The following is a 19,727-nucleotide window of genomic DNA, read 5'->3' as shown; positions in this document are numbered from 1 at the left end:
CAACCGGCGTTGCCGCAGTTATGCAACGGCTTTTCTGTAAACATTCGTTGCCCAACCAAGAGTTATCACGAGCAAAATGACCATAACGGCAAACGCCAAAAGAACTTTCATATCCCAAATCGTGCCGGCGGCCAATGCGCGGGAGGCTTCCACCACATAAAAGACAGGGTTAAAGTGCGCGACAACTTGCAGCCATGTCGGCCCGAGGGAAATAGGAAGCAAAACTCCTGCCAGCAAGGTGATCGGAAGCTGCAAACCGGTGACAACCGCGGCTAATGTGCCGATATCTTTAAATATAAGCCCTAAACTGCTGCTTACGGCGGACACCACAGCAGTCAATAGGCAGAGCAGAACCAGCAAGACGGCAAGCCCGCCTGCGTGAATGTGAAATCCGGCCAAACTCGAAACCGCGATAACGATCAATGCAGGCAGCAAAAACATCACAACGTCTTTCAACACGTTTCCCATCAGCAGGGAAAAGCGGCTCACCGGCGAAACCCTGAAGCGTTCGATAACCCCTGTTTTCAGCTCATGGACGATGGTCCAGCCAATACCCATGCCGCTGCTTAACGCAAATAAAGCCAGCAAGCCGGGAACGAAGGCGTCGGCGACCCCCTCTCCCCCTACGGTGGGAATCCCGCCCAAAAGCGGCGCGAACAAAGCAAGATACAACAGAGGCGTCGTGAATCCCATAAACAGCCATATGGGAGAGCGGAATTGCTCCATTAATCTCCTTTTGAAAAGCAGCCTTGTTTCGAAAACGATGTTCATGCGATTCCCTCCTTACCATCGCGCAATAATCTTCCCGTCTGTTTAAGGAATACATCGTCAAGGGTCGGCGCGGATACGGTTACCGATTGCGATTGCATGCCTTCGGCCTCCAACATGTCGAATATGCGGGGCAGAGCCTGTGCTCCGTCTTTTGCATAAAGATAGAGGTTTTCGCCCTCAAGCCGGATTTCGTGGATAAAACTCAACGTTCCCAATCGTTTTGCCGCTTGTTCTATAATGCGGTTTGAAAATCGTATTTGAATGACGTCGCCGGAAATTCGATTTTTGAGTTCTTGCGGCGTACCCTCCGCCACGATCCTTCCGTAATCCATAATGGCAAGCCGATCGCTTAATGCATCCGCTTCGTCCAAATAATGCGTCGTCAGGAAAATCGTCGTGCCGTCTGCTTGCAACTTCTTGATTTGCTCCCAAAGATTGGCGCGGTTTTGCGGGTCAAGCCCGGTCGTCGGTTCGTCGAGGAATAGGATTTCCGGACGGTTGATCATGCCCAGCGCGATTTCAAGCCGGCGCTTTTGTCCTCCGGAATACGTCCTTACAATCCGATCGGCCAGTTCGGATAATTCGAAAACATCGAGCAATTCGTTCGTGCGTTGTTCGGCGTCGTGACGGTTCATCCCAAACAGCCGTCCGGCAAGGATCAAGTTTTCGCGCCCGGTCGCTTCCGAGTCTCCCCCGCCAAGCTGACTGACATATCCGATATGCCGCCGCACTTCTTTGGGCTGACGGACAAGATCGTACCCGCAAACGGCCGCCTTCCCCGCGTCAATCGGCAAAAGCGTCGTCAGCATGCGAAGGGTCGTCGTCTTGCCGGCCCCGTTAGGTCCGAGAAAACCGAAAATCTCGCCGCTCTTTACCGAAAGCGTAACTCCGCGCACCGCTTCAACCGTCGATGCCCTGCCTTTTGATTTGACCGAAAAGCTTTTTCTTAAATCTGCGATTTCAATAGCATTCGGCATACAATCCCCCCAAATCATTTGCCTTTCTTCAAAACAATGATGGCGTTGCTGATTAACCCTAATCCCATTCCGATAATAAAGCCGACGGCAGCGCCAATGAGCGTATCGATCCAACCGCCGGAGAGAAATATTTCCCGCCCGCCGCTGCCGAGAAATCCGGCAAGCGAGCCGATCGATATCCCAAAGAACATAAATCCTGCGTAGAACAGGCCGATGGCTTCGTGATCGGCAGGGCTGCGGTTTTCATAATATTCTGCAAACCTCTCCTGCAAATCGGCGGATTTCGCAGTTTCGCTGCGAAACGCAAGTTCCTCCTTCGCGCGTTGAAACGCTTCTTGCTCGGAAATCCCTTCCGCAATCAAGTCGTTCATGTAATCGCTCATATAGAGAATCATATCGTTTTGCGCTTCAAGCGAGGTCTCCGAGCGGTTTTTGAACTTTGCAAGTTTCTTCGTGATCTTGCTCTTGGCCTGGCCGGTTTTCCGCCGAAGCTTCTCCAAGTAGGTCATCTCGGCTTCTTCCAAGTAATGCCGGGATTGCTCCTTTGCAAATTGAACGATTTTGTCCTTCGTCTCTTGACTAAAGCTCATGATCTTCACCTCCATGATTTCTTAAGCACTGAATACGCCCGCTTAGAAAATCCCATCTTGCCCAAAAGGATGCAAGCTCTTCAAATCCCCGTTCGTTGAGCGTGTAAAACTTTCTGGGAGGGCCCAATTCCGAAGGTTTTTTGGTGATACGCACCAGCTTGTTTTTTTCCAGCCGCAACAAGAGCGCATACACCGTCGCTTCCGCAAGCCCTTCAAAACCCATTGCGTGTAACCTTTTGGCAATCTCATATCCGTATATTTCCCCGCGGCTGATGATCTCCAGCACGATTCCATCCAGTACGCCCTTGAGCATTTCGCTTAAATTCTCCAGAATATCACCCCCTGGTACTCAACGACGTTGGTAATCAATTATATTGGGTACTGCTACACAATAACATAGAGTAGTTGAGGTGTCAATGGGCTTTATCAAAAGTTATCGGTTCAATCGCGTACTGTAGAATGCGAATTTGCGCAAGCCAGCGGATAATATCCGTTGCGGGCGGCTTCCTTCTCGCTTTGGAACGTTTCTTGCGTCGGCAACGGCGAAGAGCATTCGGAGCGGCGGTAATAATATTTGATGCCGTTCGCGACGATTCCCGCGAACTCGTCCCGTTTCACAATCCTCGCGCCGCCGAGCGCATAATTGTTGTAATAGCGGTCCCCGATCGCAATGCCTTGCACGAAAGCGATCACGCCGACGTCCTGGATCGTATTGTTCCACTCCTCCCCGCTGATCGCGGGCAGCGTGAACGTATAGGAAACGCCGTAGCGCTTGGCGAGCGCATTATGCCGGTTGATATAGTATTGCAAATCTTCTTGAATGGAACTAACGATCGTCCATCGGCGCACTTGCTCGAAAACGGCGGCATCCTGCAACAGCGGAACGGCCGACGACGGGGCGATATCGCGCCGAAACCCTTGGCGCCATGTTTGCGTCCCTGGCTCGTATGCCGTCACGTATTCGTCCAAAGTAAAGGACAGCGAGTTTCCGGCCGCATCGCGGTACGCATACGGCTTTTTGGCATACCAAACATGCCGCGATTCGGTTTCGCCGCCGCGATTGGCGAATTCGTCGTCGGCGTACAAATAATAACCGTCGTAGCCGATCACGACGATCGCGGGAATGTATACGTCGAGCAGCGCCTGCGCCTGCGGATCGTCGGCAATGCCGAAATTGACGTACAGCGTCCGATAGAAGGCGTCCATGGCCGCATCGAGATTGGCGCGAACGTTTTTGGCAGACTCGTACTGAGCTTCGAATCCTTGTTTTTCGTTCGAGATGAGCATTAGAGCGGCATCCTGCACCGCGGCGTCGATCGCCGCGTTATAGCGCAATTCCGTTCGCAGCGATAGCTTCTGCCCATCCGTATGAATTTGATTGATGATGAAGAAAGGAAACACGATCATGGCGAACGCCGCCGCGAGGCTAGTAATCTTCATTGCGCACCATCCCTCCGTAAGGGATATCGATCGTCCCGCGCTCCGTATGCCCATTGCTCAAAAAGTCGCGCATTACCGTCGCATTCGTTTTGTTCGTGTTGACGATCGAAACGCGAAAGAAATCGCCCGCATTCATTGTATACCTTCTGGCCGGATCGCCCGGGGCAAGCGCATTGTCCGGGAATAAAACCGCTTTGATCTGATGCGTGTAAAACCCTTCGTAATCGACGGCGAATTCGTGTTCGAACGTCCGCGGATCGGCCGGATCGCCGTATACCGGAACATACCGTTTATGCAAATGTTCCATTTCGACGCGAAACGTATTGCCGGTAGCCGCGAGTCTTCGTTCCAAATCATTATACATCGTCGGCGTAATATAGCCTTTGTCCCGCGCGGCATCGACAAATCCGGTTACCGATTGCAGCGCGATCAGATATGAAATATCGTCCTGCTTGTCGAACGAGTGGGCTATCGGAAAGATGTACAATAGCAGAACGGCGACAATCAATGCGAATGCTTTGCCAACCGTATTCATCTGGAGTCCCTCCAAACGTTTGCGAAGTGTCTTTACGTCCGTACGGAGTCGTAACGCACAAGAATGATCGTCCCGTTTCCGTCGCGAACATGCGTCACACGGTAGGAAGCGTGCACGTCGATGACGGAGACATCGGCCGATTCCGGCTTGGCCGTATGCGCATACCGCTGCCCGTCCACCTCGATATCCGCATGCAATTGCCCGATTTGCAAAACCGTATGCAATACGACCGCTCCGTTCACTTTGTAATCTCCCGTTTCGCGCATGCCGGAATGAACCGTCCGATCGTCTCCGGCATTCGCAACATATGTTACGTCAAGCGTTTTGGCGATGCCGCCGAATAATGGCAAGGCAAGCGTCAACGCGCCGATAAAAAAAGCAACGTACGCGCTTGCCATCAACATATTGCGTGTATTGTCTCCCATGACGGATTATTTCTGTACGAAAATAATGCCGCGGATAACATTGCTGCTGTCTTGAACGATATTGGCCTGGAATTTGCCGCTCGGGTTGACGTAATCGATCTGGGCTTCATCCGTCGCGAACGCAAGCCTGCCGTCAGGTTCGATATCGGTGATGGAGCCGTACTCCGGACTTTCGACGCCGACGTTCGTTTTCAGCACTTTGCCGTACCATGCTCCCGCCCGATTTTTTCCGGTAACGACGCGGATGCCGAATTGATCCTTGTCGGAATATTTGCGCAGCGCGTTAATCACTTGCGAACCGCTGACGACCGTATTGTCGTAAACGGTGAACGCGGTTTGCGACAATTCCGTTTGAATGTTGGAAAAATTGTTTTGCGCCGATTTCGTCGCTTCCTGGGCGGAGATAAAGAGGACGACGGCAATCGTAATCAAAGCGATAGCGAGGAAAATGCCCGCCGCCATAACGAGCGCTTTTTGAGCATTATTCATGGATAAGACCTGCCTTTCGGTTAATTGATTTTTTGAATTTGTTCGTAATAAACGTTCATTTGATTCATGCTCATATAGACGAGCGGAATAACCAGGTACATAAAAACGAGAGTATACAGCGGAGTAAAGCCGATCATTTTGCCCCAGGCCGCCTTGGCGTCAATCATGCGTTCATACTCCTGCTTGCGCTCTTCGTAATAGAATGCCTGCTCCGATTCCAAATCGTCGAACGCTTGCTTTACCGGAATTTTATCTGCCGCAAGCTGCAGCTTCTCGACCGTCCGCACGAACGGAACGAACGGCGCATGCATCTTCAGCTCCTCCAGCGCTCTGTCCGCGCCGGCTTCATAATGGAGCAGGCAGTTTTGCAGCGGTTCCTTAAAAATCGAGGCAAAGCGTTCCATCCATTCTAGAATATTTTCGACGGAGATTCGGTCGAATTCGCACAGCATCGCGATTACGGTATGGAATTGATCCACCTCGTTCTTCATCTCCATCGAGCGCATCCGTTTTTGAAACATCGCGACCCATACCGGAGCGTAGTAAGCCGCGCAACCGAAGGAAACGGCGATCATCACTTCCCACCATTTGAGATACTCGGCGTTCAACATCTCGATTTTGGTTGCGATCCGCTTCGCGGCCTCGCCCATTTCCGTCTGGTTTCGGAAGAGCTGCGGCATGTTTCGCAATGCAGCCGCGATCTGTTCCCGTCCGTACGCTCCTTCCTTTCCGAGACGCAAGATCAATTGACGGTCGAATTCCGTCCGTTCGTAGGCTTTTCGCATCTCCGTCTCGTCCGCCGTTCCGAACATCGCAGCGCTTCTCGTCGGCCCGTACAGCACGTTGTTCGTGCCGAGCGCATGCAAATAGACGCTCGCGGACAGGCTGCCCATGACGAACAGCACGCATAACAAAATGCGCCGCAAATAAAACCATTCCACCGGCAGCGGGATGTTCGCGTCTTTCAACAGCGCCGACGTTTTGTAATATAAACGATGCCGGGGCGGCGGAGCGACGCGTTCCACCAGCAGGCGAACGATCGCTATTCCGTACCATTTTTTCTCCCATGCCCCTTTTCTCGTTTTGGCCGCATATTTGCCTTCGTCGGTTTCTTGAATTTTGCGAAGCAAAAGATAAGAAGCAAGAATGACGAAGTAAACGGAGCAGGCGACGATGAAACCGAATTTTGAATCGTAAAATTGCCCCATTGCCGGAAAATTGTTGCGGGCCCATGACTCGATCGGTTTCGTAAAAAGAACGGGCGCGACCGCGACCAGCGTCAAACTTTTCAGCAAATAGTTCAATTTGTCCCGGCGCATCGCTTCCAGCTTGATTTCGGCGTTCAACTTCGTTAGAGCGTGCAAATACATCGAACCGTTCGGCCGCATTTTATCCCCGAATTCGCGGATGAAATGCGATATGCCGGCAAAACCTTTCAGGAAGCGGTTCGGAGCGACTTCGTAATATCGATCCAGGCTTTCCTCCGGATTGTTGGAGGTTAGCATTTCATACACTTTCTTGCCATGCTCGGCCGCTTCGTAGGAAGCCGTTTCCGACGCTTCGTAAATGGCTTCTTCCACCATGCCGTGCGCATGATAATGATGCCTGACATCGCTTATCATATGGCTTAATTGCCGCAACAGTCTGTTCTCCACCCGGCTGACGAACGTATCGACGATCGTATTGTGCAGCATGAGGACGACGAGCAAAACGACGATCACGGATAGGATATCGCGATGCCATATTACGAGCAGCAAAGCGGCGATGAAGGCGATCGCGAAGGTCATCCAGACAATCTTCATCGTTTCGCTGCGAACGGTCGTCTCATCGTAACTATAGATGCCGGCCATTCTCCTGCGTATTTCCGAAACGTAGCGCCGAAGGAGAGGAATCTTCATGGAATCGGCATACGATTGATGCAGCAGGCGGTGCATAAGGCGCGCCGACCTTCTGCGCTGGGGCGGCAGCAGTTCCCGGTCGTCGCGGGACGCTCGCCCCGGCCCGTCCCTTGCGCTTCGGCGGGACATCCATTGATAAACGATAAGGAGGATCAGGAAGATTAGCACCGAGACGGCGACAATTCCATATAGAGCTGTTTTAAGTTCCATGGTTATCCCCCCAATATGACGCGACGAATGCCTTGAACGCATTAGCGTCCTGCTCCGTCATCTGTTCGATCATCTCCGCCGCGTTAGCCGCCGATATAGGATGAACCGCAACGTATTCGCCGCCCCGATATTCGACGATGTTCCGCTCGACATACGTTCTCCGGTCTGCCGCCCGTTCCAAATAATCGGCCGCCGTCTCCATGAACCGTTCCATCTTCTCGTTCAGCGTCGCGGCCTGCGCAATCGATCCGCCATACGTCCCCGCATGTTCGACCGGCACGCATTCCGTAATCCGTTCGATATAACGGCGTCCGTTTTTCTCAAGCTTCAAGTGAATGTCGAAATTAATGACGCTCGTCACTTGGCGCTCCGCGATTTGTTCGTTGCTGAACACGCCGGTTTTCAAGAGCGAGTTGCGCAGCGAATGTACCAAATCGCGAAACGTTTTCGCATGATGGGTAAAGAGCGTAAAAAGGCTGGCGACTTGCGACGTTTGGATGACCCAGGCGGCGACCGGATCGGTAGCGGCTTCGCCCACGATATTGACGCTGCCGTCGGTCTTCTTCTGTACGTCCAATCCCGCCTGGCCGGATATATGATCCGTCTCCCGCAAACTTAAAATATTGCGGTTAGGATAAATTTTGCGCAAATGCAGTTCGAAAGCCATCTCTTGCACGCGCAGTGTGAGCGTCGCGTAAATATGCTTCACCATCGCCATGAGCAGCGTCGTCTTGCCGCTTCCTTGGGCCCCCGTAACGGCCGTGATGCGCGATCCTTTCATTAAATATTTGATCGTCCCGATCGCAAGTTCCGAATTGCGGTCGCGAATGAGCTGTTCCAGCGAAACGTTCGGAATGTCGAATTTGCGTACGAAAAACGCCCACGATTCGGAAAAATGGGGCCGTACGACAACGACGCGGGAACCGTCCTTCATTTCATTCACTTTATAACCGTTCGTCTCCGACAACTGGCCGGGGTTGTTGTACTTGTATATGTTTTGGCAAACCCGCTTTAATTCCCATTCCGAACCGAACGACAAGAAGGATAAATGAATCGATTTTCCTTTGTAAAAGATCCATACGCTGTCGTGGGCCGACGGAAGCTGCTCCGGGTCGTTTCGCCGGGTATGCGCGCGGAATTCGTCCGGCATGCCCGCAAAAGACGGCGGCAAACCCGACACGCCGCCCGACACGCCGTCAATATTCATATCGCGAATTTCATCGATGACGCTAAAGCCTTTATATTGTTGATAAATCCGCTGCACGATCAGTTGCAGCTTGTCGTCAAACGTTAGCGCGGGCGCCTCCCGGTTATAAATGGTCCGCACTTCCTCCCCCGTAATGACGTAACACTCGGCGTCTCCTTCCGCCGGGGAAGACTTCGGTTCGTCCAAACGGTAGCGCGCAATGATCCGATGCAAAGCGTCGTAACGGTATTTCTTCTTATAATCGTGAAGGATGATTTCGAACATGTCTTGTTCGGTCAATCGCCGCGCGTCTTCAAACGGAATGACCCGGTTGACGTTCCCTTCGTTCAGGCCGTACGTTTGCAGAAGCAAATCGTATATTACGTTTTTGACGTAATTTTTATCGCTCAAATCGCCGTATACGCAGCCTTTCAGCGCCCGCTTGAGTTCGAGCCGTTTGTTGTTGCGCCTTTGCAATTCTTCGCCGATGAATCCCGTATGATACCAATTCGCTGCGACCATTTCATTCAAGCATTGTTTCACGTATTCCGTCATCCGTTCGATCGTATATTTCCCTTCGGCAGGAGGGAGGACCGCTTGCTCCGTCTTGCGCCCGGACAACCTTATATAGAGCAGCGCGCCTACGGCAAAGAGAAAAGCCGCCGTCACGATCAAGTTGAACTTGTCGCCGAAGTACATGCGCTACGCTCCTCTCTCCCGGAACGCGAGACTGTCCACGTCGGCTTGTTCCAATATCGTCTTCGCGAGCCTTCTCACTTCATGGACGACATGATAATGGTCATGTCCTTGACGGACGTTGCGATTGCGCATGAAAAACTCGATCACGGCATGATCGTTGCACGCGTCCATGAGCCCGGCGGAATACGGTACGGTAAACAGCGTTTTGCAATGGTACTTGCGGGCGATATTCCCCGCCTTGTAACGGGATTGCCTGTCATAGCGCCCGAGCAAATAAACGCAAGTTTTGCCGCGAAGCGTATCGAAGCTTCCCCCTCGTCCGAGCCATCGGTCGAGCAATGCCGCATTCTGATTCAAATTCACAACGATCACGTCCGACGCCTCCAGTATGGCGTTCGTCAATTCGTCGCTCGTACCGCTGCCGACTTCCACCAGCACCGTATCGTAAAATTGGCCGGCGCAAGCGAATATATGCTGCACAAGCTCGCCTGCCCCCGCTTTATCCTCTTGCTCGTTGAAATCGGTCGGCCCCGGCAAGAAATCGAGCCTATCCTTCAAAATCGGACGAGTATAATCTTTAACGATATTCGCCGTGAGGCGATTGCTGCGCGCAAGCCGCTTCAGGGCGTCCAGCCCGGTATTGTCGAAGGCGGGTGCGGCTAATTCGTCCGGCTTGCGGACGAGCGACGGCTCCAAGGCCGAGCCCGGCTTCGTATACGCGACCAGCGTTTTCATATAATAATCCAACCCGATTACGGCCGCTGCCGCCGCTAGATTCGTCGACGTTCCGGTTTGTCCGCAGGCGGGCGACCAAAATGCGATTTGCTTTCCCTTCCTCATCATAACCCCCCCTTTTGCGCTTGATGAAACGCGCGCTTGATCGCTTTACGATCCAGATCCGTCATGTCCATCGCCAGTCTCCGCAACGTCCGTTTATATTCGCCGGACAACGGCCTGATATCGAGCATGCCGGCGTACTGGTTATCGATTTTCGTTTCATAATCTTTCTCGTCGAACGGTATGTAATAGACATGTTCGGACCAAACGACAGGCAAATCGTCCGTCATCCGCTCGACATATTCTTCATCTACGCTGCATTCGACGAACTGATAAAAAACCCGCGTCAGCGTTGCCGTTTGTCCGCCGCCTGCAAGCCATCGGCGGAGCGTTTCCGCATTGCGCACCGTACATTCCTTTTCCAAGCTTGTTACGAGCACATGCCGATCGAAGGAACCGCCGGCATGGCCGGCAATAAATCGGTCTTGATCCGTCATTACGAATACATAATCGTAATTCGGCTGCTCGTCCTCCCTACGCATGTCCAGCGCTTCGTTCCACGTTGCGAAACCGTACGCAATGTCAAACCGGTCGAATTCGACCAACCGTTCGCGCTTGCTTCCCGCAGGAACGATGCGGAGCGTTTGACGATCGCTCGTTCCGTCGACCAGCAATACGCTGCGGTTTGCCGCGGCGATGATTTTGCACAAGCCGAGAATGAGTTCGCTATGATCGCATGCGCCTATCCATAAAATTTTCCTCACGGCTCTCACTCCTCTTCCGGTTCGCTGCGCTGCGCCAGCGACTGATCGAATACGCTTTGCTCGATGGCGGCATCCGCGGGCAGCGGCTGAACGATCTCGTTTTTGTCCCATTGGCCGGAAGGCTCCGCAGGCGAAGACGTCGCTTGGGATTGCGGCGCGCGGTCGTAGGGATCTTTCGCCGTTACCCCATATCCGCTGCCGCTCGCAGCCGGACGTTCATGCGGCACATAGCTGCTCTGTCTGTCCGCATTTCTTCCCGCATGACGCTCCAAATCGCCTTCGAGCGCTTTGCGCGCCGTTTTGGCGAGCGCCGTCTTCGCCTTTTCCAGCACGTTCGGGTCCTGCTCCATCAACTCGAGCACTTGCGCATTGGCCGGATAATTGACGACCGCTTCCGCCTGCATATACGGATCGACATAACGAAGCGCATAGATTTGGCCGCCATGCAAATAGGCGTCGACCATCGCGCTCGACATTAGCAAAATGTCCTTCTCGTTCAACTGATGCCAGACGGTGCCGTCCAGAACGTCGATCACTTTCTTCTTTGCCAGTACGATATAATCTTGTCCGGTCGGAAAGCCGATCCGCACATCGACGAAATCGTTCTTTTGCAATTTGGACGGCAGCCTGATCGCTTGGAATTCCTGATACCGCAAATCGCGGGGCGTCGGGCCGTCGTCGAACAGCATCGAAGGAAGCAGCGCGCTATTTTTTTTCAAATCGATTTTAAGCGTTTTGTTCAATACGTCGTTCTCGTTCACGATCGCATCTTGCGGAACCTCGCTAACGGGGATTCGGACCGTGGAGATATGCTGAGGCTGCACCTTTTCCCCGGCCTTCATATCCGTATTGGCCGCCACAATCGTTACCCGCGCGGCATTCCGATCGTTCAACAACCGTTCCGCCTCCGTCAGCTTCGTTTCGTATTCCGACCGGATCCTCTTCTCCGTCTTAACATGCTGCACATAGAAATACGCGCCGATCCCGCCTGCGATCAATCCCATCGTCAAGGCGCCGACGAAACCGGCATAGAGTAAATTTTTCGTTCGTTGTCTAATCTTTGACATCTCTTTCGCTCCTTTATCGGCCTATCCTCATTCCAAAGCGGCTAAACGTCCGTCCCCCCTTCCCCTTTGAGGCGATCCAATCGGCGAAGACGGCGTCCAGCCGCTGATTCGTTTCGATGCCCGCCGCGAACGGATCGGGATGAAACGGAAGCGCCGTGACGGAACGCAATTGAAACGATTTTTGAATGTCGCGCACCGTCCGTCGATTCGCAAGCGGAATGAAGTACTTCCAATTCCCCTTCTCTTTGTCGCCATACCGCTGCAAAAAACGGCGCAAATCCTGCTGCCTCCACTCGGCGCCGGACGCGACGACAATGGGAAAGTTCGCTCTGAAAAATTCGGACAAATCGTTCGACTCGCAAACGTTTCCCAAATCGAGAACCAAAAAGTCGTATCCTTCCGCAAGCATCGACTGCATGTCCAAGTCGGCATGTCCTTTGATGTATTCCACCCCGTTGACCGCGAATCGTTCCGTCGGTTGAAATTGCCCGTCCAATCCTTCGTAGGCGCTTTCGATTCGCGCGAACGCCTCTTCGCCGCCGCATTCCCTAATTGCGACCCGCACCTTCCTGCGCGCCAAATAGTGCGCAATCACAATGGCCGTATGCGTCGTGCCGACGCCCTTAGAAACGCCCCCGACGGCTACGACGGCCGTGCCGATCCAGGCGAAGGCGGCTGCGGCGGATTGGCGGGCGATCCCGCTAGCTTCCGGTTGCGCGAACGGCAACAGCGCATTCCTTGCTTGTTCCGCGCTGCTGTACCGATCCTTCGGATCGTATTGCAATAGTTTCGCCAGCACGGGACGGAAGCCCGGAGGCACATCGTCTTGCAACAGCCGTTCGTATTGGGGCGATAGAACCGTCGCTCTGCCCGCGCTCAGCAAATGCATCAGCAGCGCGCCTAATCCGTAAAGATCGCTGCGCGTCTCGCTTTGCTGGCCTTCGTATTGCTCCGGCGCGGCGAAGCCGACCGTACCCAGACGAATCGTATCGTCGGATTGCGACGGCTTGAAACGGCGGGCGATCCCGAAATCGATCAGGCGGATTTGTCCTTGCGGCGTCACCATGACGTTCGACGGCTTCATGTCCCGGTACACGACCGGCGGGTTCCGGGTATGCAAATAATGAAGCACCTCGCATAATTGCAGCCCGTAGCCGACGACCGCCTTAAAGGGCAATTTCCCGTTATGACGGGCAAAATAACAGGCCAACGTCTCCCCTTCGATATAATCCATCACCAAATACATCAATCCGTCCTCGTCGGGCGCGAAGAAATCGACGATGCGCGGCAAGAACGGGTGATTGAGACGGATTAGCATTTCCGCTTCCTCCGCAACGTTCCGGTATGCCGTTTTGTCCGGGACGACCGTTTCCTTAAGCGCCCATCGCTTCCCTTTCAACTTGTCGTCCTCGACCAAATATACGCTGCTCATTCCCCCCGCGCCGATCCGGCCGATTACCCGGTATCTGCCGCCGACGACGCTTTGAGGAACTAATTTGGATTTCATGTTCATCCCGATCGATCCCCCCTGTCATCGTTTGTCCGCTTCGATGGCAATCGCGGCAAACAAAAAAAGGAAAGCCTCCGAAAAATACGGCGCTTTGCGAACGGTTCGTCCGCTTCGTCCATACGTTTCGGGATGCTTTCCCTGAATTGGAAATATGATGTTCAATTTGTGATTTATTATAGAACAACGCTTCCTGTTTTGTCCAGTCTATTTTTTTGCAATGTTGTCTCGATGGATAAAATAATGTATGAAGCGCAATTGATAAGAAATTTTTGTAACGGCCGTATGCTATTCTAGAAAAAACGAAAGAAAGGAACGATCAAGATGGCTGAATGGAATCATCCGCCTGTAGTGAAAGCGGAAATGCTGATTCGCAGGCCGGTGGAAGAAGTGTTCGAAGCTTTTATCGACCCGGCGATTACGGCACGATTTTGGTTTACGAAAGCGAGCGGAAAATTGGAAGCGGGAAAGCGTATCCGTTGGGATTGGGAAATGTATGGCGTTTGGGACGAAGTTTTGGTGAAAGAGATCGAGCCGAACAAGCGGATTTTGATCGAATCGTCGTACGACGGAACCTTGACCGAGTGGACATTCGCCGTCCGTGCCGATCGCGAAACGTTTGTTACGATTACCCACTCGGGGTTTGCGGGCAGCGGAGACGAAATCGTCAATCAAGCCATTGACTCGATGGGCGGATACACGATGGTCCTCTGCGGTTTGAAAGCTCTTCTCGAACATAACGTTACGTTGAATCTTGTCGCGGACAAGGCGCCTGACGCCCATGCCAACCGCTGACACGACTGGGCAAGCAGCGGGTGCGGCAACGAACGGCAGCCTGAACCCAAGCGGTTCGGCTGCCGTTTTTTTACCGTATTTCATTAATTTCTTTAATATTTAATCATATAAAGCGTAATTTCGTCGCGGTTGTGAAACAACTGCTTCGCTTGCTGCAATTGCAGCCGCTGCTCGCCGAATCGCACGATCACTTCGCGAATCGTCTGCATCGGCTTCTTATGCATCAGCTTCACGGTTACGATCGCGATGCCTCCTTGTCGAAGCGAATATAACAATTCCGACACGAGCTTGACCATCTGCATCGGGCTCCAACTCATATCGCAAACGAGCAAATCGAATTGATCCGGCCGAAACCGGACCTTCGAGGCGTTCTTGCGCAAATAGGTAAGGTTGCGATGCCGAATAAGCGACGGATGGAGCTCGGCAGGATCGACGGCAGTGACCCGCAACCCGCGTTCCAGCAAAAGAGATGTCCAGCCGCCCGGCGCCGCGCCGATATCCAGCCCTTCCCGGCAACTTGCCAAGTCGAGCCCAAATACGCGCTCCGCCTCGAGGAGCTTGAATTTCGCCCGCGATATTTGCCCTTCTTCCCGCTTGAAACGGATCGCTCCGCCGGACCAATCGCTTATATTGTCTTCCGGGCGCGAAATGCCGGCATACAGCATGCCGGTCGCGGCGAAGACGGATAGTACCCAATCCGCGTCGCGAAGAACCGGTTCGCTTGAAACGGCGCGTAGTGCCTCTTCCAACTCGGCCTTCGCTTCCGCGACCGCAAGAGACGTCGCCGTTCCTTCCGTCCGGCGTATTTGAACCGCGGCGCGCTTTCCGCTCAGCCTTTGCTCATTCGCTGCAATAAAAGAACGGAGCGCCTTCAACTCTTCCACGCCGTCCTCCAACTTCCAGAAGCGATCCACCGGCTGGATATGGCGGACAAAGATCGGCGGCTCCGCCTTGAGGCGGGCGCCCACTTCTTCGGCGCTTGCCGGAAGCTCGATCAGAAACGTTTCGCCGGGTATGAGCTGCACGCTCTTGATTTGCCCGAACAAACGCCGGAATTCTTCTTGCGCGTACGGCGCAAAGCTGTGATTCGCCGTGGCGATCCAACGCGTGCCGCCGTTTTCTTCGGCATCGTTGATGTTGCTTTCCCATTGTCGTTCATTTGGTTGCCGTTCTGTTTTCAACTGTTACGAACCTCCGTCATGTGCGGATACAACGCGCGTCCACGGTCTGCCGTCCTGCCAATCGATCGAAACGGGAACCTCGTATGCCCGCATGAGCGTTTCGCTTGTTAGAACGCTTCGTTTGTCGCCTGCCGCAATCACTTTTCCTTGGTGCATAAGCGCTACATGAGTAAATATCGGAATCATTTCCTCCATATGATGGGTGACGTAAATTAAGGTGATGTCGCGTTTTTGCAGCAAGTTTAATTGGTCGAGAAATTTTTCACGTTCATACAAATCAAGCCCGGCGCAAGGCTCGTCCATAATCAAGACAGACGGCTCGGACATTAAGGCGCGCGCCAGCATGACTTTTTTCCGTTCGCCTTGGGACAGCGTCCCTAACGGATGGTCCCGCAGCCGGCCGAGATCCACTTCATCCAGCAACGCCTCGGCTTTCGCCCGCACCTCGTCCGGAACGGACTGGTAAAAGCGGAGAAAGCCGTATTCGCCCGTGGCGACAACTTCCCATACCGGATCGCGCAGCGCCAACTTTTCCATCAGCGACTGGCTAAGATAACCGATCCGTTTACGCACTTCGCGAACGTCGCAATCGCCGTACAAGTTGCCCATCACTTTCACCTGTCCGTCCGACGGAAATATGTAGCCGGTAATCAACTCTAGCAGCGTCGTCTTGCCGGATCCGTTGCGTCCCAGTATCACCCAATGCTCGTTTTCTTTCACTTCCAGATTGACGCGATCGAGAATGAGATGGTCCTCGCGGCGCAACGTAATATTTCGTAATTGAATCATGGATGATCACACCTTTTATCGTTCATGAAATGGAATAAATGCGTGACGGACTGAAATGCGTACAATTTCTCCGGCGCTTCGCCCTCATCGGAACGGAAAGCAAGCAGGCACGGGACGCTTTCGATCCGGAATTCCGCTACAAGCCGCGGCGCGAAATTGACATTCGTCTTCATCGCTTCCGTATTCAACGTTTCCATGACGATGTCCAACATGCGTTCGGCCGCTTTGCAAGTTCCGCATAACGGAGTATATAAATAAAGAAAGAGGGGCTCCCGCCGACTGGCGATCGTCTGCAAGACGTCATGCTCGCTAATCTCTCGCATCATCGGAGGCCAACCTCGCTCTTTCCAGCGCCTCGGGCGTCATCGGGCCGTAATGCAGCTTCACATGTTCCGGCTTATGTTGATACAGCAGCTCGTACATTTCCCTTCTGCCGAACGGACTTGACGTATGCAGGAAGATTTCGCGCGGATATACATTCCGCAGCACCATTTGCTTGACGAGTTCCGTTCCGTTCGCCTCGTCGAAACCTAGATCGTGATCAAGCGACAACATGTCGACGTCGCCATCCTCCAACAGCAGCAAGCATTCCTCCGCCGTGCGCGCAAGCACGAATCCCGCCGGAGGGCGGCGGCAATCGTCCAGAAAAACGTGAATCATCGTTTCATCCCCTCTGCCATTGCTGACGCATATTCGATTTCCTCCCGATGCGATCCGCTGGCCGGAACAGGCGTCTCAAGAACGGCTGGCAAATCGCCGAACGGTTTGGCTGCCAGCAGCGACTTCAGCGCAGCCGCCCCAATATGCCCTTTTCCGATATTTTCGTGCCGATCGCGGTGCGACCCCGCCGGATATTTCGAATCGTTCAAATGAACGGCGCGCAAATATTCCCAATAATGCAGTTCCTGTCCTTTCCGCAGCAATTCGTCCGTATTGGTCCCCGTCCATATCCCGCTCGCAAACGCATGGCATGTATCGAAGCAAAAGCCGATTTTTTCGGGAAATGACGTTAAATTGCGGATTTGCACCAATTCCTCCAGCGCCATCCCCATTTTCGCATGATCGCCGGACTGATTTTCGATCAGGAGCAGCGCGGCGCCTTCCCAAGCGTATAACACGGTATTAAGACATTGTATTATATTTTTATAGCCTTGCAGCGGATCCTGTCCTTTGTAGATGCCGAAATGAACGACCGCTCCGACGGAACCGCAGGCGTCGGCAATTTGCAGATCGTTTACCAAGGAAGCGACCGTCCGCTCGAACTGCTCGCGACTTGCGGAAGCGTCCACCGCCAAATTGGTCGGATACGGCGTATGGGCGATGGACGGCATTCCTTGCTCCCTGCAAAAGGCGGCGCATCGTTCGGCGTCTCTTCGGTCGAATGCTTTCACGCTCAAGCCGCGCGGATTTTTAGGAAAATACTGAAACGATTTCGCACCGAGCCGGGCTGCGGCGACGGCCGCTTGATAATAACCTTCGCGTATGCTTACATGACATCCGATCAACGGCGTTTTACTTTGCATGCTGGCATCCGGGACACAAGAAAGCTTTGCGGGAAGCGATTTCCGTTCTTACGATCGCGGTGCCGCAACGCGGACAAGCTTCCCCTTCCCGATCGTATACTTTCAAGCGGGCGTTATACCCGCCCGTCAACGCATCGTCTGCCGTTAACGGCATCTCCACGTAACCGCCCGATTCCACCGCTTCCCGCAATATCGAATGCATCGATCGGTAAAGCCGTTCGATCGCAGGCGGCTCCAGATCCTGCAGCTTGGCCGACGGCAGCAATGAAGCGCCAAATGCGATTTCGTCGGAATAACAATTGCCGATGCCGGCGATAAAGCTTTGATTGACAAGCGCCGACTTAAGCGTCCCGCGTTTATTCCGGCATAATTGACTGAATTTATCCGCCGTCATTCTCCGATCGAACGGTTCCGGCCCCAGGTCGGATAACGCCTCATCCGTATCGTTCACGGACAATAAATGAAGATACCCCAAGCGAAGCCCGATAAAATAGAGCGTCGCATCGCCGAACGAGATTTCCACCTGTGTCGTGCGATCCGGCTTCTCATCGGGAGTGCCGTAAAACATCAATCCTCCGAGCATCAAATGAAGCAGCAATCTGCGCCCGTTATCCAAATGGAAAATTAAATACTTGGCGCGGCGTTCGACAAACAATATTTGTTTGCCGACAAGCTCGCTTTCGAATTGCCGCGCATCTATGTTAACCGATTTCGCCCGATTGACGGTTGCATTCGTAATCGTTTTTCCGACGATGCGGTCGGAGAGCAGTTTTTTGTAAATTTCCATTTCCGGTAATTCCGGCATACTCTTCTCTATCCTTTCCGGTCGATTCCGCGTTTCTTACCATATTATAGTTTGCGGCCTATTTTTTCAAGAAATTGTGTGAAAGAAGTCAAAATGAAACTATTCCGCGGCAAAAGCGTCGAATGAAATCGAACGGCGGCCGCCAAAATCTTCGTGCGCCTTGCTGTAACCTGTCATTTCCTGCGCTTTCCCGGGAAAAGAGCTGCGTATTTCCCACTGGACGCCCATTTCCCGTATCGGCGCTATGTATGCCCGGATGCTCGGCCCGTTCGGGCCGAGACAGGGTATAAAACATGTTCCTCCGCCAGCATTGTGTTGGGAAAGATCGCTTTCGCCTCGCCGAGCAGCGGTTGCAGCGCTTCGATATCTTTATATCTGCTGCTGAAGTGCGTCACGATCAGCCCCCTCGCCCCGGCGGCCAATGCGGTTTGCGCGGCTTGCGCGGACGTGCTGTGATAATATTCATGCGCCAGATCGCTCAAATCATGCGAATAAGTAGCTTCATGCACGAGCATATCCGCTTGGCGGGCGAGCTTCGACGCGCCTTCGCAAGGACGGGTGTCTCCCAATATAACGACCGTAGCCCCTTGCTGCGGCCCGCTCGTCACTTCTGCGGCCGTCACGGTCGTTCCGTCCGGCAGCGTTACGTCTTCTCCCCGTTTCAACGCTCCGTAATGCGGTCCCGGTCTCAGGCCGCGGCGCCGAAGCTCTTCCGCCTTCAACTTGCCGGGCCTTTCCTTCTCCGCGATGCGGTAGCCGTAACTGTCAATTCGATGGTCGAGCTTCGCCGTTTCCACCGTCATCCGGTCGTCCTCAAAAACCGTCCCTTCGGCAATTTCATGGATCGTCAATTGATAATGCAATCGGGATTGGCTAAGATGAAGCGTCGTTTCGAGCCAATCGCGAATTCCGGGAGGACCGTAAACGGCAAGCGGATCTTGGCCGCCCTGGTAAGCGCGGCTGGACAGCAAGCCCGGCAATCCGAAGAGATGATCTCCATGCAAGTGAGTGATAAATATGTTTTCCAATTTGCGAAGCTTGAGCGGCGACTTTAATATTTGGTGCTGCGTGCCTTCGCCGCAGTCGAACAGCCAGAACGTCCCCCGCTCGGCGAAAAGCCGCAGCGCGATCGACGTTACGTTTCGTTGCGGCGACGGCATGCCCGCCCCCGTACCGAGAAAATAAAGTTCCATACGCGTGACCTCCTTTCTCTCGCGCAGCAAAAAACCTTCGAGTTTGCGCGTAACGGGCATGTCGTCAAGTCTTCTGGCCACTTATGCCGCCGCAGACTTCCCGACG

22 protein-coding genes are annotated in these 19,727 nt (G+C 53.5%); 1 reads left to right on the top strand and 21 read right to left on the bottom strand.

Annotation, left to right across the window (positions count from 1 at the left end; translation table 11 throughout):
• Positions 1-18: 18 nt before the first annotated feature.
• From KQI79_RS14150 to KQI79_RS14085, 14 genes are all read right to left on the bottom strand, one after another.
• Positions 19-771 carry an ABC transporter permease gene (locus tag KQI79_RS14150; protein WP_216538892.1) on the bottom strand — a complete coding sequence of 251 codons (753 nt, stop codon included), beginning with the start codon at positions 769-771 and terminating at the stop codon, positions 19-21.
• Positions 768-1,748 (bottom strand): ATP-binding cassette domain-containing protein, encoded by a 981-nt coding sequence (locus KQI79_RS14145; RefSeq protein WP_216538891.1) that lies wholly within the window; start codon positions 1,746-1,748, stop codon positions 768-770. Before KQI79_RS14145 ends, KQI79_RS14150 begins: the two co-directional genes overlap by 4 nt.
• Before the next feature lie 14 nt (positions 1,749-1,762).
• Positions 1,763-2,338: a hypothetical protein gene (locus KQI79_RS14140; RefSeq protein WP_253298149.1), complete on the bottom strand. Its 576-nt coding sequence runs from the start codon at positions 2,336-2,338 to the stop codon at positions 1,763-1,765.
• Complete coding sequence (locus tag KQI79_RS14135; RefSeq protein WP_301287922.1) at positions 2,328-2,651, bottom strand: PadR family transcriptional regulator; 324 nt, start codon at positions 2,649-2,651, stop codon at positions 2,328-2,330. The genes KQI79_RS14140 and KQI79_RS14135 overlap by 11 nt, the downstream gene beginning before the upstream one ends.
• 128 nt (positions 2,652-2,779) lie before the next feature.
• The gene (locus tag KQI79_RS14130) at positions 2,780-3,778 is read right to left on the bottom strand and encodes a hypothetical protein (protein WP_216538889.1); all 999 of its coding nucleotides are present in this window, start codon (positions 3,776-3,778) and stop codon (positions 2,780-2,782) included.
• Positions 3,765-4,313, bottom strand: a complete 549-nt coding sequence (locus KQI79_RS14125; RefSeq protein WP_216538888.1) for a hypothetical protein — start codon at positions 4,311-4,313, stop codon at positions 3,765-3,767. Before KQI79_RS14125 ends, KQI79_RS14130 begins: the two co-directional genes overlap by 14 nt.
• 32 nt (positions 4,314-4,345) lie before the next feature.
• Positions 4,346-4,717: a hypothetical protein gene (locus tag KQI79_RS14120; RefSeq protein WP_216538887.1), complete on the bottom strand. Its 372-nt coding sequence runs from the start codon at positions 4,715-4,717 to the stop codon at positions 4,346-4,348.
• A gap of 27 nt (positions 4,718-4,744) precedes the next feature.
• A complete protein-coding gene (locus KQI79_RS14115; RefSeq protein WP_216538886.1) occupies positions 4,745-5,227 on the bottom strand; it encodes an ABC transporter permease in 483 nt (160 codons plus the stop codon).
• A 20-nt stretch (positions 5,228-5,247) separates the two neighbouring features.
• Positions 5,248-7,335 (bottom strand): hypothetical protein, encoded by a 2,088-nt coding sequence (locus tag KQI79_RS14110; protein WP_216538885.1) that lies wholly within the window; start codon positions 7,333-7,335, stop codon positions 5,248-5,250.
• Positions 7,325-9,220, bottom strand: coding sequence for a Flp pilus assembly complex ATPase component TadA (locus KQI79_RS14105; RefSeq protein ID WP_216538884.1), 1,896 nt, complete (start codon positions 9,218-9,220; stop codon positions 7,325-7,327). Before KQI79_RS14105 ends, KQI79_RS14110 begins: the two co-directional genes overlap by 11 nt.
• Positions 9,221-9,223: 3 nt before the next feature.
• Positions 9,224-10,063, bottom strand: coding sequence for a CpaE/TadZ family protein (locus KQI79_RS14100; protein WP_216538883.1), 840 nt, complete (start codon positions 10,061-10,063; stop codon positions 9,224-9,226).
• Positions 10,060-10,761 (bottom strand): hypothetical protein, encoded by a 702-nt coding sequence (locus tag KQI79_RS14095; protein ID WP_216538882.1) that lies wholly within the window; start codon positions 10,759-10,761, stop codon positions 10,060-10,062. Before KQI79_RS14095 ends, KQI79_RS14100 begins: the two co-directional genes overlap by 4 nt.
• 5 nt (positions 10,762-10,766) lie before the next feature.
• Positions 10,767-11,828, bottom strand: coding sequence for an SAF domain-containing protein (locus tag KQI79_RS14090; RefSeq protein ID WP_216538881.1), 1,062 nt, complete (start codon positions 11,826-11,828; stop codon positions 10,767-10,769).
• A 13-nt stretch (positions 11,829-11,841) separates the two neighbouring features.
• A complete protein-coding gene (locus KQI79_RS14085) occupies positions 11,842-13,341 on the bottom strand; it encodes a serine/threonine protein kinase (RefSeq protein WP_216538880.1) in 1,500 nt (499 codons plus the stop codon).
• Between the two features lie 318 nt (positions 13,342-13,659).
• On the opposite strand from KQI79_RS14085, the gene KQI79_RS14080 reads away from it, so the two are divergent.
• Positions 13,660-14,130, top strand: a complete 471-nt coding sequence (locus KQI79_RS14080) for an SRPBCC family protein (protein WP_216538879.1) — start codon at positions 13,660-13,662, stop codon at positions 14,128-14,130.
• Positions 14,131-14,222: 92 nt separating this feature from the next.
• On the opposite strand, the gene KQI79_RS14075 is transcribed toward KQI79_RS14080, so the two are convergent.
• The 7 genes from KQI79_RS14075 to rnz all read right to left on the bottom strand — a co-directional run bounded on the left by KQI79_RS14075 (position 14,223) and on the right by rnz (position 19,621).
• Positions 14,223-15,311, bottom strand: a complete 1,089-nt coding sequence (locus KQI79_RS14075) for an SAM-dependent methyltransferase (protein ID WP_253298148.1) — start codon at positions 15,309-15,311, stop codon at positions 14,223-14,225.
• A gap of 3 nt (positions 15,312-15,314) precedes the next feature.
• Entirely contained in the window at positions 15,315-16,100 is a 786-nt protein-coding gene (locus KQI79_RS14070; RefSeq protein ID WP_216538878.1) for an ABC transporter ATP-binding protein, read from the bottom strand.
• A complete protein-coding gene (locus KQI79_RS14065; RefSeq protein WP_230192478.1) occupies positions 16,097-16,426 on the bottom strand; it encodes a thioredoxin family protein in 330 nt (109 codons plus the stop codon). Before KQI79_RS14065 ends, KQI79_RS14070 begins: the two co-directional genes overlap by 4 nt.
• Positions 16,410-16,760, bottom strand: a complete 351-nt coding sequence (locus KQI79_RS14060) for a cyclic-phosphate processing receiver domain-containing protein (RefSeq protein ID WP_216538877.1) — start codon at positions 16,758-16,760, stop codon at positions 16,410-16,412. The genes KQI79_RS14065 and KQI79_RS14060 overlap by 17 nt, the downstream gene beginning before the upstream one ends.
• Positions 16,757-17,623 carry a deoxyribonuclease IV gene (locus KQI79_RS14055; protein ID WP_216538876.1) on the bottom strand — a complete coding sequence of 289 codons (867 nt, stop codon included), beginning with the start codon at positions 17,621-17,623 and terminating at the stop codon, positions 16,757-16,759. Before KQI79_RS14055 ends, KQI79_RS14060 begins: the two co-directional genes overlap by 4 nt.
• Entirely contained in the window at positions 17,613-18,428 is an 816-nt protein-coding gene (locus KQI79_RS14050; protein WP_216538875.1) for an Fpg/Nei family DNA glycosylase, read from the bottom strand. The genes KQI79_RS14055 and KQI79_RS14050 overlap by 11 nt, the downstream gene beginning before the upstream one ends.
• Positions 18,429-18,670: 242 nt before the next feature.
• Positions 18,671-19,621, bottom strand: coding sequence for a ribonuclease Z (rnz, locus tag KQI79_RS14045; RefSeq protein WP_216538874.1), 951 nt, complete (start codon positions 19,619-19,621; stop codon positions 18,671-18,673).
• Positions 19,622-19,727: the final 106 nt, after the last annotated feature.

Origin of the sequence: Paenibacillus sp. MSJ-34 (assembly GCF_018918005.1) — a bacterium.
GTDB lineage: Bacteria > Bacillota > Bacilli > Paenibacillales > Paenibacillaceae > MSJ-34.
This window is presented reverse-complemented; position numbering and strand designations above follow the sequence as displayed.

Bases quoted from the DNA above. Each gene is read 5' to 3' on its own strand.
- KQI79_RS14055 (WP_216538876.1), bottom strand. From the start codon at position 17,623: ATGCAAAGTAAAACGCCGTTGATCGGATGTCATGTAAGCATACGCGAA.
- KQI79_RS14110 (WP_216538885.1), bottom strand. From the start codon at position 7,335: ATGGAACTTAAAACAGCTCTATATGGAATTGTCGCCGTCTCGGTGCTA.
- KQI79_RS14065 (WP_230192478.1), bottom strand. From the start codon at position 16,426: ATGATGCGAGAGATTAGCGAGCATGACGTCTTGCAGACGATCGCCAGT.
- KQI79_RS14085 (WP_216538880.1), bottom strand. From the start codon at position 13,341: ATGAACATGAAATCCAAATTAGTTCCTCAAAGCGTCGTCGGCGGCAGA.
- KQI79_RS14080 (WP_216538879.1), top strand. From the start codon at position 13,660: ATGGCTGAATGGAATCATCCGCCTGTAGTGAAAGCGGAAATGCTGATT.
- rnz (WP_216538874.1), bottom strand. From the start codon at position 19,621: ATGGAACTTTATTTTCTCGGTACGGGGGCGGGCATGCCGTCGCCGCAA.
- KQI79_RS14070 (WP_216538878.1), bottom strand. From the start codon at position 16,100: ATGATTCAATTACGAAATATTACGTTGCGCCGCGAGGACCATCTCATT.
- KQI79_RS14115 (WP_216538886.1), bottom strand. From the start codon at position 5,227: ATGAATAATGCTCAAAAAGCGCTCGTTATGGCGGCGGGCATTTTCCTC.
- KQI79_RS14100 (WP_216538883.1), bottom strand. From the start codon at position 10,063: ATGATGAGGAAGGGAAAGCAAATCGCATTTTGGTCGCCCGCCTGCGGA.
- KQI79_RS14130 (WP_216538889.1), bottom strand. From the start codon at position 3,778: ATGAAGATTACTAGCCTCGCGGCGGCGTTCGCCATGATCGTGTTTCCT.
- KQI79_RS14150 (WP_216538892.1), bottom strand. From the start codon at position 771: ATGAACATCGTTTTCGAAACAAGGCTGCTTTTCAAAAGGAGATTAATG.
- KQI79_RS14105 (WP_216538884.1), bottom strand. From the start codon at position 9,220: ATGTACTTCGGCGACAAGTTCAACTTGATCGTGACGGCGGCTTTTCTC.
- KQI79_RS14060 (WP_216538877.1), bottom strand. From the start codon at position 16,760: ATGATTCACGTTTTTCTGGACGATTGCCGCCGCCCTCCGGCGGGATTC.
- KQI79_RS14145 (WP_216538891.1), bottom strand. From the start codon at position 1,748: ATGCCGAATGCTATTGAAATCGCAGATTTAAGAAAAAGCTTTTCGGTC.
- KQI79_RS14125 (WP_216538888.1), bottom strand. From the start codon at position 4,313: ATGAATACGGTTGGCAAAGCATTCGCATTGATTGTCGCCGTTCTGCTA.
- KQI79_RS14050 (WP_216538875.1), bottom strand. From the start codon at position 18,428: ATGCCGGAATTACCGGAAATGGAAATTTACAAAAAACTGCTCTCCGAC.
- KQI79_RS14140 (WP_253298149.1), bottom strand. From the start codon at position 2,338: ATGAGCTTTAGTCAAGAGACGAAGGACAAAATCGTTCAATTTGCAAAG.
- KQI79_RS14090 (WP_216538881.1), bottom strand. From the start codon at position 11,828: ATGTCAAAGATTAGACAACGAACGAAAAATTTACTCTATGCCGGTTTC.
- KQI79_RS14135 (WP_301287922.1), bottom strand. From the start codon at position 2,651: ATGCTCAAGGGCGTACTGGATGGAATCGTGCTGGAGATCATCAGCCGC.
- KQI79_RS14120 (WP_216538887.1), bottom strand. From the start codon at position 4,717: ATGTTGATGGCAAGCGCGTACGTTGCTTTTTTTATCGGCGCGTTGACG.